Source organism: Pararhodobacter sp. (assembly GCF_036802785.1).
Lineage (GTDB): Bacteria > Pseudomonadota > Alphaproteobacteria > Rhodobacterales > Rhodobacteraceae > Pararhodobacter.
Map to the genome: position 1 here is coordinate 16,182 of NZ_DAIRVN010000066.1, position 11,135 is coordinate 27,316.

Annotated in this window: 10 protein-coding genes and 1 pseudogene; 5 read left to right on the forward strand and 6 right to left on the reverse strand. The window is 65.8% G+C overall.

What is annotated here, in order from left to right; all coding sequences use genetic code 11:
• Positions 1–34: 34 nt before the first annotated feature.
• The 4 genes and pseudogenes from V7Q53_RS18145 to V7Q53_RS18160 form a co-directional block, all read right to left on the reverse strand.
• Positions 35–1,420, reverse strand: coding sequence for a DUF2927 domain-containing protein (locus V7Q53_RS18145; RefSeq protein ID WP_333830165.1), 1,386 nt, complete (start codon positions 1,418–1,420; stop codon positions 35–37).
• Positions 1,417–2,403: a tRNA dihydrouridine(20/20a) synthase DusA gene (gene dusA, locus V7Q53_RS18150; protein WP_333830166.1), complete on the reverse strand. Its 987-nt coding sequence runs from the start codon at positions 2,401–2,403 to the stop codon at positions 1,417–1,419. Before dusA ends, V7Q53_RS18145 begins: the two co-directional genes overlap by 4 nt.
• A 636-nt stretch (positions 2,404–3,039) precedes the next feature.
• A pseudogene (locus tag V7Q53_RS18155) lies at positions 3,040–3,372 on the reverse strand (helix-turn-helix domain-containing protein); the annotation flags it as partial.
• A gap of 135 nt (positions 3,373–3,507) precedes the next feature.
• The gene (locus V7Q53_RS18160) at positions 3,508–4,452 is read right to left on the reverse strand and encodes an AraC family transcriptional regulator (RefSeq protein WP_333830167.1); all 945 of its coding nucleotides are present in this window, start codon (positions 4,450–4,452) and stop codon (positions 3,508–3,510) included.
• 97 nt (positions 4,453–4,549) lie between these two features.
• Between V7Q53_RS18160 and V7Q53_RS18165 the strand changes: the two genes are divergently transcribed.
• Both V7Q53_RS18165 and V7Q53_RS18170 read left to right on the forward strand, forming a co-directional pair.
• Positions 4,550–5,308, forward strand: a complete 759-nt coding sequence (locus V7Q53_RS18165) for an SDR family oxidoreductase (protein ID WP_333830168.1) — start codon at positions 4,550–4,552, stop codon at positions 5,306–5,308.
• A gap of 54 nt (positions 5,309–5,362) precedes the next feature.
• Positions 5,363–6,409: an alpha/beta hydrolase family protein gene (locus V7Q53_RS18170; protein WP_333830169.1), complete on the forward strand. Its 1,047-nt coding sequence runs from the start codon at positions 5,363–5,365 to the stop codon at positions 6,407–6,409.
• Here V7Q53_RS18170 and V7Q53_RS18175 read toward each other — a convergent pair.
• Positions 6,399–7,028, reverse strand: a complete 630-nt coding sequence (locus V7Q53_RS18175) for a TetR/AcrR family transcriptional regulator (protein ID WP_333830170.1) — start codon at positions 7,026–7,028, stop codon at positions 6,399–6,401. The genes V7Q53_RS18170 and V7Q53_RS18175 overlap by 11 nt on opposite strands.
• A gap of 64 nt (positions 7,029–7,092) precedes the next feature.
• Between V7Q53_RS18175 and V7Q53_RS18180 the strand changes: the two genes are divergently transcribed.
• From V7Q53_RS18180 to hemE, 3 genes are all read left to right on the forward strand, one after another.
• Positions 7,093–7,812: an SDR family NAD(P)-dependent oxidoreductase gene (locus tag V7Q53_RS18180; RefSeq protein WP_333830171.1), complete on the forward strand. Its 720-nt coding sequence runs from the start codon at positions 7,093–7,095 to the stop codon at positions 7,810–7,812.
• Between the two features lie 262 nt (positions 7,813–8,074).
• Positions 8,075–8,989, forward strand: coding sequence for a DMT family transporter (locus tag V7Q53_RS18185; RefSeq protein WP_333830172.1), 915 nt, complete (start codon positions 8,075–8,077; stop codon positions 8,987–8,989).
• Positions 8,990–9,082: 93 nt separating this feature from the next.
• Complete coding sequence (hemE, locus tag V7Q53_RS18190; protein WP_333830173.1) at positions 9,083–10,135, forward strand: uroporphyrinogen decarboxylase; 1,053 nt, start codon at positions 9,083–9,085, stop codon at positions 10,133–10,135.
• 3 nt (positions 10,136–10,138) lie between these two features.
• Here hemE and V7Q53_RS18195 read toward each other — a convergent pair.
• Positions 10,139–11,135: tellurium resistance protein (locus tag V7Q53_RS18195; protein ID WP_333830174.1), on the reverse strand; the 997-nt coding region annotated here is incomplete at its 5' end.

An 11,135-nucleotide genomic window follows, 5' to 3' on the forward strand; every position in this document is an offset into this window, starting at 1 on the left:
CGGGCCCTCTGGCCGCTTTTGCGTGTTTCGCCGCTCAGCGCGCGGCAACCCTGATCGCGGCGCCGGTCAGCCGGGCGATCTCGTCCAGCCGGGCGCGCGCGGCGGCGTCCGAACCGAAGCCATAGCGCGCGGCGGCCATACTGTCGAGCCTCAGCCGCTCGGCGCGCTCACCCTCACCCAGCTGCGCAAGCGCCTCAGCCCGGATGAAGGCCAGCGAGGCCAGAAAGGCCGCGTTTTCCGTGCGTTCGGCCATCGGTCGGGCGCGGTCGGTCAGGTCGAGCACCATTTCATACTGGGCGGTGGCCAGTGCCTGTACGGCCAGATGCATGTCCAGATGCGCCACATGCACCTCGCCGCCGGGCAACTGGCGGTAGATCTCGGCAGCGGTCAGCAGCGCCATCAGCCCCGCATCGCCCCGCTCGCGCGGGGCAAGGCGCGCGGTCAGCATCAGGCTGAGCGCCAGCCGCGACCCCGACCAGCCCTGCGCGCGCGCCAGATCCAGCGCGCGCATCGCCCCTTCGCGCCGCTCTGACAGGCCGTTTTCGCTGGACAGCGCCTGTTCGATCGCCTGCACCCATTCGCGCGGCGTGGGCCCGGCGGCGGGCCCGGCTGAGCGCCTGCCGGCCGGGTTGAGGCGGTTGAAAAGCGTGGGCAGCCGCGCCGCCACCTCGTCGCGCGTCATGCCCGGGCGCAGTTCGGGCGCGTTCCAGACGCGCAGGATCAGCATGTCAAAGCCGGTCAGCGTGGTCTGGAAATTGTCATCGTTGAAGACCGTATCGGTCAGGCGATACAGGTCATTGAGCGGCCCCAGCGCCTGCGCGATCTCCTCATGCAGGCAATCGCGGATCTCTTGCGGGGTGGTGTCGGCGGGCACGAAAACGATCGCCGCGCGGCGCTGGCTGACCCGCGTCCAGTCAATCAGCGGGCTGCGGCGGTTGGAGGCGAATTCATCCCAGCTGCTGATATTGGGCACCACGAAACAGGCCGCCGCCGGCACCACCGCGCGCATCACCCGGCGCGGCACGAATTCGACGGTCACCACATTCTCGCCCGGCGCCACCTCGTTGCGCGGGGCGCGGGCGATGTCGATACCGGCCTCATTGCGCAGCCGCGCCAACAGGCGGTCCAGATCGGCCTGCGAAAGCGGCGTCACCTCGCCCCGGGTGACCAGCTTCACCGGCCCCTCAAAGCGCGAAAACTGCGGAATCTCCCGCCCGCTTTCCATGAAAAAGCCCAGTTCCAGCAGGTCTTCGACCATTTCGGCATTGGCGCGCATCGGTGGCAGCGGGCGCGGCGCGCCGGGGTCATAGACGCGCAGCACCGGGGCTGCGGGCGCGGTCTGCAGGCGCTGCGCCTCGGTGCCGACGGCGCATCCGCCGAGAGCGGTGGCCAGGGCCAGACCCAGAAGCGCGTGTTTCATGCTGCCACCTTTTCGCAAAGTTCCAGAAGTGCGTGGTCGTAATCATCAAGCGTGCCGCCCGGCGCGGCCTCGGACAGGCGCCGCCGCCATGTCCGCGCGCCCGGCTGGCCGGAAAAGAGGCCCAGCATATGCCGCGTCACGCCGCTCAGCCGCCCGCCGCGCGCCAGATGATCGGCAATCTGTGGCCGCATGGCCTGCGCCACGGCGACCGGGTCGGCATCAGGGCCGGGCATGCCAAAGATCCGCCGGTCGGCACCGCTCAGCACCGCCGCGGGGTGATGATAGGCAGCGCGCCCGATCATCACGCCGTCCAGCCCCTGCGCCAGCAGCGCCTCGGCCTGATCCAGCGTGGCAATGCCGCCGTTGATACAAATGGTCAGCCCGGGATAGGCGCGTTTCATCGCCACCACCAGCGCGTAATCCAGCGGCGGAATCTCGCGGTTTTCCTTGGGCGACAGGCCCTTGAGCCATGCTTTGCGGGCGTGGATGATCACCCGTTTCACGCCTGCATCGCGCATGGTCTCCAGAAAGGCGGGCAGCACCTGCGCGGGTTCCTGATCATCGACACCGATACGGCATTTCACCGTGATCTCGGCCCCACAGGCCGCAGCCATGGCGCTGACGCAGTCCCCCACCAGCGCCGGATTGAGCATCAGAACCGCGCCGAAACAGCCGGACTGCACCCGGTCCGAGGGGCAGCCGACGTTGAGGTTGATCTCGCCATAACCCTCATCCGCCCCCATCCGTGCCGCCTGCGCCAGTTCAGCCGGGTCCGAGCCGCCCAGTTGCAGCGCCACCGGCTGTTCAGCCGGGTCAAAGCCCAGCAGGTGGCGCGCGCCCCCACGCACCAGCGCCGCCGATGTGACCATCTCGGTATAAAGCAGCGTGTGCCGCGACAGGTGGCGGTGGAAGCGGCGGCAATGGCTGTCCGTCCAGTCCATCATCGGCGCAACAGAAAGCCTATATGATTGATTTTTATGCATTTTTATTGTATCTTCAATCCGTTGGCGAGTATGCCCCTGCTCCGGACTATGCCCTGATATTCCCGAATTTCCTCTGCTACGACTCATCGCACACCTGAGCCGCACACGAAATGGCTCTCTAGACCCAAGTTAACTTCCGGTGCCTGCCGGGTCCAGATCAGACGAAAGACTGGCGCATGCGGGCGAGACATTGTTGCACCGTGACGACGCCCGTAAACGGGCCCGGGCCCTGCCGGGGCTCTGATCGATCAGGCGCCCAACACATCGACCGTCGCCCGCCGGCACCCTTTCAGCGACCTGGCTAACCTTCCTATAACCGATATCTGCTCTGCAGGGAAACCACCTCGTTGCGGGCCAGGGTGGCAGCGCTTGCGTCTCTGAAGCGCGACCCGGGAAAGGAAAAGGTTGGCCACTTCGATCGCCCCAACTGATCGGGTACGGTCGCAAACGGGCAGATCAGGGTGCTGGCTCCCTGACGCTGGGTATCGACATCGGCGTGATCAGGATGATCCTGACCCATGGCGCTGCTTTACACGTTTCGTCGCCCCAGCGCCCATGCCGGTGTCTCCGCCCTTTGAGGAACGAAAGCCTTCCAGAACAATTCCAGGAAAGAGGAAACCGACTTTCCGTCAGGAATCACAGAAAAACAAAATGATAGAGCATTTTCGCGATTCCGGGGAAGCGCAGAAATGCGCTAACCCTCGTCGTGGCCGTCGCTTTGGGCATTCCATGACGGTGCCTGTTGGTTGGCAAGGCAACGCATGGGCGATGTTCCGACAGTTTTCCGGAACTTGCGATGAAACTTCCCGTGCTGTGATAGCCAAGCTCAGCAGCGATCTGCTTGAGCGAAATGCCGCTCGCCAACGCCCGGACCGCAAGAACGACGGCAAGCTGGCGGCGCCAGCGCCCGAAGCTCATCCCCGTATTGTGCACCATAAGACGCGCCAGATTCCGCTCGCTGAGTGCCGCCCTGCGCGCCCAGGCTGAAACCGGCGCCCGACTGTTCCATCACACCAACGGGAGAGAATCTTCCGTGCCACCACTGGGCGCGAGGAGCCGAGACGCGACATTGATCGAGGAGCACGGACAGACTGTGGCTCACAGTCATTCTCCTACGACCATGCCCTTTGCAGTTCTGTCCCTGACGTCCTTGCTTGCAAATGCACCGGGGGAAAGGCCCTCGTGCCGGAGAAAGGCGGTGCCGAAGGCGCTGGCGGATCCGTAGCCGGTGCGTTGAGCGATCTCTGCATTGCCCAGCCTGCCCTGCCGCAGCAGGGTCTTGGCAATGGCCATGCGCCAGTCCGTCACGTATTCCATCGGCGCGCGACCGATTTCCTTGCGGAACTTCTCGAAGAAGCCGGAGCGGGACATGCCCGCCTCCTTCGCCAGCCGGGCCACGGAAATGTCGCCACCCGCATCCGCGTGGATACGCTGCAAGGCGGCGGCCAGTTGCGGATCGGCCAGCCCGCGCAGAAGGCCCGGCGGCATGGCCACGGCTGGCCCCGCGCGAAACGCCTCGATCAGCAGCACCTCCAGCAGCCGATGGAGGATCAGCCCACGTCCGGGCCGGGCGGCACGGGTTTCCTCGTGGATCACCGGCACAAGGGCCATCAGGCGGTCGTGGCCGGAGACATGGATCATCCCGGGCAACAGCGACACCAGCAGCTCGCTGGCGGGCGCCTCAAAGCGGCAATGCCCGACCAGCGCGCGCATCTCCACAGGGGCGTCCACTGGTCCGAGGCGGACACGGCCGGGGCCGGTTTCAAGCGGCCGGCCCGGCCCCCGCAGCTTCGGAGGCGCCGCGCTGGTCATGCGAAATCCCTGCAGATCGGGGATCAGGATGAAGTCTCCGGCCGCCAGCGTGACGGGTGCCCGGCCAGCAAGCTCGATCCGGCAAACCCCCTCGACGATCGCGCAATAGAAGGGGTGGGCCATGTCTTGCCGCACGACCTGCCACTGGCCACCTGCTTCCACCAGCTTTGAGAGGGAGACCGCCGGTCGGAGCATCGTGACGACGCTGGACAGGGGATCTTCGAGATCATCAAGCATGATTCCGGACTTTCGATAAATCATTATGGACTATCTTGTATAGATTGAACGGGTATCGCCGTCTATCTCTCCTGCACATCAGACAAGGAGACCAGATATGCCCCGCATCCTCATCACCGGCACCTCGTCAGGCTTCGGCCAGGCCATCGCCGCGCATTTCCTTGACCAGGGCTGGGAGGTCGTCGCCACGATGCGCAACCCGTCCGCCGGGGGCCTGCCGGTTTCGGACAAGTTGCGCATGTTGCCGCTGGACGTCACCAATGCTGACAGCATCGCCGCCGCTGTTGCCGAGGCAGGCCCGCTCGACGCGCTGGTGAACAACGCGGGCGTCGGCATGCTCAACGTGCTGGAAGGCACTGAGCTCACCCGCGCCCGCGAACTGTTCGAGACCAATGTGCTGGGCACCATGGCGATGACCCGCGCCGTGATGCCCGGCATGCGCGCCCGCCGTAGCGGCGTGATCGTCAACATCAGCTCCAGCGTGACACTGCGCCCCCTGCCCGCCCTGTCGGTCTACAGCGCCAGCAAGGCCGCGGTGAACGCCTTTACCGAAAGCTTCGCGCTGGAGGCCGCGGAATTCGGCGTGCGCGCCCGGCTCATCCTGCCCGGCAGTGCGCCGGAGACCTCGTTTGGCCGCAATGCCGTGGCCCGGATGGGCATGGACGTGCCGGAAGCCTATGGCCCCTTCGTGCAGGCCTGTTTCCAAGACCTCAGATCCGCCACCCAAAAAACGCAGGCCCGCGATGTCGCGCAGGCCGTCTGGCGCGCCGTCACGGATGAGAACGCCCCGATGAAACTGCCCGCCGGTGCCGATGCCGAAGCATGGTTCCGCGAAGAAGGCCTCGCCGCCGCCTGACCGACGGGGCGCGGCACTGGCGCCGCGTCCGTTTCTTTAATACGAGGCTGACACATGAACCGGTTGATCACCCTGTCCCGCACCCTGCCGGTGCCGGACCCCGCCCTGACCGTGGCCTACGCGCCGATCCGCCTGCAGATGCCCGGCCGCCAGCCGCTGGAGCTGCGCCTGACCGCGCCCGCAACCGGGGACGCCCTGCCGATCGTGATCCTGTCGCACGGCTTTGGCCCGTCGAATTATCTCCCCTCAAAAGACGGCTACGCCCCGCTCGCCCAGTTCTGGGCCGAACGGGGGATCGCGGTCATTCAGCCGACGCATGCCAGTTCGCGGGTCGGCGGGCTGGACCCCGACTTGCCCGGGGGGCCCTTCTTCTGGCGCGAGCGGGTCGCCGAGATGCGCGCGATCCTCGATCAGCTGAATGAGATCGAACGGCAAGCCCCGGCCGTGGCAGGACGACTGGACCACACCCGCATCGCCGTGGCGGGTCACTCCTTCGGCGGCCACACTTGCAGCCTGCTGCTTGGCGGGCGTCTGGACGGGGAGGATTTTTCCGCCCCCCGCATCCGGGCCGGCATCCTCCTCGCGGCCCCCGGTCGCGGCGGCGCCGATCTGACGCCTGAGAATGCTGCGCGCTTTCCCTTTTTTGAGGTGGATTTCAGCGGCATCACTGTGCCGACCCTCGTGGTTTGCGGCGCGGAAGATGATCCGCATTTCACGCCCCGTGGCCCTGACTGGCACGCGGATGCCTTCCACGACGCGCCCGGGGCCGATGCCCTGCTGACCATCAACGGCGTCGGCCATGGCTTGGGTGGCATCGCGGGGCTGGATGCGAAGGAAACCGAGGTGGAAGACCCCGACGCGCTGGAGGCGACCCGGCGGCTGACGCTGGCATGGCTGAGGAGCGTCTTCGCCATCGACCCGGACGCCTGGAGCCTGAGCACGACCGCGCTACGGGACAGCGCAGCTACCATCGCGGCGATCACCGTGAGAGAGCCAGGACGAGGTGCCGTGGTCGACAAGAATGACGCCTGTTTCAGCGCTGATGTTCCTGTCGGTGATGTCGTCATAGATGGTGCTGCGAATGCCCCCCTCAGGCCGTGAAGGTCGCCAGATAAGCGCGGCACATGGTGGTCAGATCCTGTCGCAGCTCGGCCGCCTCCTGCGCAGACAGGCCACGCTCAAAAGCATTGCGCACGGTGCCGTAGATCACCGTGACCAGCGCGAGGTTTGTGCGCGGCACGTCAGCGAACAGCGCGTCGCAGGCGCCTGAGAACATCGCCGTCGTCGCGCGGTCTACCCGTTCGGCAAAGGCGTGGATCAGCGCATCGTTGTTCAGTTCCGCTACTGAGCGATAAAGCGCCCGAGTGATATCGGCGCGCTCGGTCTTGGCGGTCCAGTAGGTTTCGATCAGCGCTTCGACCATCTGCCCGAGAGGGGCGCCCGCTTGTTCCCGGCAGGTGGTCTCGATCCGCGCGGCCAGCGCATCCAGATATCGCTCGTTGAGCGCATAGATCAGCGCCTGCTTGTTCGGGAAGTATTGATACATGGTGCCAACCGACACACCGGCGCGTTCGGCCCCGTGGGTTGTCGTCAACTCGTTCATGCCACCCCGCAGCAAAACCTGAATGGTGGCTTCATAAATCGCCTCCACGGTCACGCGCGACCGGCTCTGGGTCGGTGTTTTTCTGGGCTGCAGGGTGGTCGGGGGCGAGGCGGGCATATGCGAATCCAAAACCTGAAGCTTTCCTCATATTCTGACGATATCCGCAGAAAAGGAAAGACTCATGACACATGCACGCATCGCCCTCGTCACCGGCGGCAACAAGGGGATCGGCCTGGAGATCGCGCGTCAGCTTGCGCAGGCAGGCATTCACGTCATCATCGGCGCGCGCGACGCCGCCCGGGCCAGTGGCGCATTGGCAGATCTGGCAAGGGACGGCCTGAGCGCAGAGAGCGTTGCGCTCGATCTTCTGGACCATACCATGATCACCGATGCGGCAGCGCAGATCGAGGCACGGCACGGTCGGCTCGACGTGCTTGTCAACAACGCCGGCATTTTCGATTTTGCCGATGCCACCCCCAGCACGGCCTCGATTGCCGCTGTCCGGCAGGTGATGGAGGTCAATTTCATCGGGACACTCACAGTCACGCAAGCCATGCTGCCGCTGCTGCGCAAGGCATCTGAGGGCCGGATCGTCAATCTGTCGAGCTCGCTGGGCTCCCTGACCCTGAACGGCGATCCGGCGTCGCCCTATTATGCCAGCCAGTTCATCGGCTACAACGCCTCCAAAGCCGCGACAAACATGCTGACGGTGCAGTTGCATGAGGAGCTGAAGGATACCGCCATCAAGGTGAATTCCGTCAGCCCGGGCTTCGTGAAAACCGATCTGACGGGCTACGGCACCATGACGCCTGCTGAGGGTGCACAACTGCCGGTGAAATACGCACTTGGTGGTGATGACAGCGGACGCTTCGTGGAACCCGAGGGCATGACACCCTGGTGAAGCTTCGGGCGACGGCCGCGAACGCATGCCGTTGCCCGAACCTGCGGTTGCCTCTGCCATGACTGATCAGTCCCGCATCGGCGACATTGCCCGGTCAGGATCGCTGCGGCAAGTATGCGTGGCCGTTCCGGGCCGGGCCCTGCATTAGAGGGTCAGCGGGACACTTCTGCACCGTGGCGCCACATGTCCGGCTCAGATCCGCCATTGCCTGCCCCTTAATGTTCCCCTAACGTTCCTGAACCGCCATGCAGGAGAAAGCCGGATGTCGCAAGCCAGGCCGCAGGAGCACCGCGCCGACAATATTCCCCTTGCGGTCAGCGTCATCATCCTGACTGTACTGGCGCTATCGCTGGGCGACGCACTGATCAAGCTGACGAGCGGCAGCTTTGTCATCTGGCAGATTTTCGTGATCCGCTCGCTGATCGTCATCCCGGTCCTGCTTGGGGTTCTGGCTGTGAAAGGACGGGCAAGGTTCGCGCTGCCGGATGCGTTCTGGTGGGTCGTCCTTCGCAGCCTGATGCTGGTGGGCATGTGGGTCTGCTACTATCTTTCACTTCCCGAACTGACGCTTTCAGCGGCGGCGGCGGCCTATTACACCCTGCCGATCTTCATCACCCTGTTCTCGGCCACGTTCATCGGAGAGCGTATTTCACCCATCGGCTGGTCCGCCGTCTTCATCGGGTTTCTGGGCGTTCTGCTGATTCTGCGCCCCGAAGCGGGGGATTTCAACGCCTATGCGGTCCTACCCCTGATATCGGCCATGCTCTATGCCGGGGCAATGATCCTGACCCGCAGCAGATGCCGCCGGCAGGACCCCGTCATGCTGTCACTGGCCCTCAATATCGGCTTTGTCATCGTCGGCGGGCTGGCATCCGCAGCGATCCTCCTGCTGCCAGAAAGCGCGCGGCAAGGGTTTCTGCTTGCGCCATGGGCGGGCATGGGGCCGACCGAATGGTTGGCCATGGCACTGCTGGCGACGGCGCTCCTGATCGGAAGCATCGGCGCCGCCATTGCCTATCAGAACGGGCCGCCTGCGATGATCGGCGCTTTTGACTTTGCTTATGTGGGGTTTGCCGTCCTCTGGGGGTTGGTCTTCTTCGCCGAGGTGCCAGACATGATGTCGACGCTCGGCATGCTGCTCATTGTCGGTGCCGGTATCCTTTCCCTGCGGCAATGACCGCGAAGGGGCCGCCCCTGCGACGGGCGGTCAGCTTGACATCCGCGCCCCGCCGCCCCACTGACCACCCATTGCCTGAAAGGAGCGCCGCCCGTGACCCACCCTGCCGCCACCGACCGCCCCACCAAGACAATCCTGCGCGCCCTTGCGGGCGAGGTGCAGGCCGTGCCGCCGGTCTGGATGATGCGTCAGGCGGGCCGCTACCTGCCCGAATACCGCGCCACGCGGGCGCAGGCCGGTGACTTCCTCAGCCTGTGCTACAACCCCGAACTGGCCGCCGAGGTGACGCTGCAACCGATCCGCCGCTATGGTTTTGATGCCGCGATCCTGTTTGCCGATATCCTTTTGTTGCCGCAGGCTCTGGGCGCCGATCTGTGGTTTGTCACCGGCGAGGGGCCGCGCCTGTCCACCATCACCGGGCCAAAGGACCTGGCCGCGCTCAAGCCCGTGGATGTGATCCATGAAACGCTGAACCCGGTCTATCAGACCCTGCGCATCCTCTCGGGCGCGCTGCCGCGCGAGACCACGCTGATCGGTTTCGCGGGCGCGCCCTGGACCGTTGCCACCTATATGGTCGCCGGTCGCGGCACCAAGGATCAGGGCCCGGCGCATAAGCTGAAGGATGAGCAACCGGCGGTGTTTGACGCGCTGATGGAGCGGATCACGCTGGGCACGATCGAATATCTGTCCGCGCAGGTTGAGGCAGGGGCCGAGGTGATCAAGCTGTTCGACAGCTGGGCCGGATCGCTGAAGGGCGATGATTTCGACCGCTACGCGCTGGAGCCTGCGCGCCGGATCATCACCGCGCTGAAAGCCCGCCACCCCGGCGTGCCGGTCATCGCCTTCCCGCGCGAGGCAGGCGCGCGCTACATCGGTTTCGCCCGCGCCACCGGGGCGGATTGCGTCGCGCTCGACAATTCGGTTTCGGCGGATTGGGCGGCGCAGAAGGTGCAGGTCGACGGCTGCGTGCAGGGCAATCTGGCGCCCGGTCATATGGTCACCGGCGGCGCCCCGCTGGTGGAGGAGACAAGGCGCATCGTTCGCGCTTTCAAAGGCGGGCCGCATATCTTCAATCTGGGCCACGGCATCACGCCTGATGCCGACCCGGACAATGTTGCCCGCATGATCGAAGCGGTTCGCGGCTGAACACTAGATGCTGGCAGCGTTGGTTTTCGCCGCCAGTTTGCCCTTGGCCCAGTCCGTCATCACCCGCAGCGCCACCGTTACCGTCAGCGCGGTTCCCGCCAGAAGCAGCCCGGCCCCCAGCGCCAGCCCCGCTGTTGACGCACCGAAAGCATAGGTCACGGCACCCGCGCAGGCCGCCAGCGGGAAGGTCAGCGCCCCCCAGAGCGGCGAGAAACCCGCCGCCAGCAGCCAGCGCCCCGAAGCAACCAAAGCCGCCAGTAGCGCCAGCGCCAGCAGGGCAAAACCCGTGGCCCAGCCGCTCCAGCCCAGCAGCGCGGAGATTGTGGCGCCAAGGCTGGCGGGGGCGAGATGGATCGCCAGCAGCGGGCGCAACGGCGCGGGCGGCACGCGCCGCAACAGCTGCACCGCGCTGACCGCCCAGATCAGCACTGCCGCGCAGATCGTCAGCACCAGAATGAGCGTGGACAGGCGCAGGAAGCCCAGTGGCACCAGTGTCAGCGGTGCAAGGATATGGCCCACGAACAGCAGGTGAAAGACCGGCGTCACCACCCGCCCCTCGGCTGGCCCGCGCGCCAGCACCCAAAGCACCAGCGCCCCCAGCCCCAGCAACAGCGTGCTGGAGACAGCGACCATGATCAGCGCCAGCCCCGGCGCATAGGGCACCATGACGGCGGCCAGCAGCGAAAGGCTGAGCACCCCTGCCGCAACACCCGCCCGCCCCGGCAGCACCTGCAATTCATCGATCAACGCGCCCGGGCGGCGCAATGGCTTTGCCAGCCATGCCACCGCGCAGAACAGATAGAGCAGCGCCACCGCCCCCAGCGCGGCCTCGGCCAGCGCCGCGATGGCCGGGTTGGCCAGCATCTCCGCCAGAAGCCGCCAGCCCAGCCCCAGCCCCAGAAGCCCCATCACCGGAGGAAAGATCGCAGGCGGTGTACGCCGCCACAGCCCCGCCGGCTGTGCGACAAGCGGCGGAGGGGGCGGGAAATGGCGCCTGGCG

Excerpts from the sequence above, each read along its gene's own strand:
- V7Q53_RS18145 (WP_333830165.1), bottom strand. The coding sequence starts at position 1,420 with ATGAAACACGCGCTTCTGGGTCTGGCCCTGGCCACCGCTCTCGGCGGA.
- dusA (WP_333830166.1), bottom strand. The coding sequence starts at position 2,403 with ATGCATAAAAATCAATCATATAGGCTTTCTGTTGCGCCGATGATGGAC.
- V7Q53_RS18160 (WP_333830167.1), bottom strand. The coding sequence starts at position 4,452 with ATGCTTGATGATCTCGAAGATCCCCTGTCCAGCGTCGTCACGATGCTC.
- V7Q53_RS18165 (WP_333830168.1), top strand. The coding sequence starts at position 4,550 with ATGCCCCGCATCCTCATCACCGGCACCTCGTCAGGCTTCGGCCAGGCC.
- V7Q53_RS18170 (WP_333830169.1), top strand. The coding sequence starts at position 5,363 with ATGAACCGGTTGATCACCCTGTCCCGCACCCTGCCGGTGCCGGACCCC.
- V7Q53_RS18175 (WP_333830170.1), bottom strand. The coding sequence starts at position 7,028 with ATGCCCGCCTCGCCCCCGACCACCCTGCAGCCCAGAAAAACACCGACC.
- V7Q53_RS18180 (WP_333830171.1), top strand. The coding sequence starts at position 7,093 with ATGACACATGCACGCATCGCCCTCGTCACCGGCGGCAACAAGGGGATC.
- V7Q53_RS18185 (WP_333830172.1), top strand. The coding sequence starts at position 8,075 with ATGTCGCAAGCCAGGCCGCAGGAGCACCGCGCCGACAATATTCCCCTT.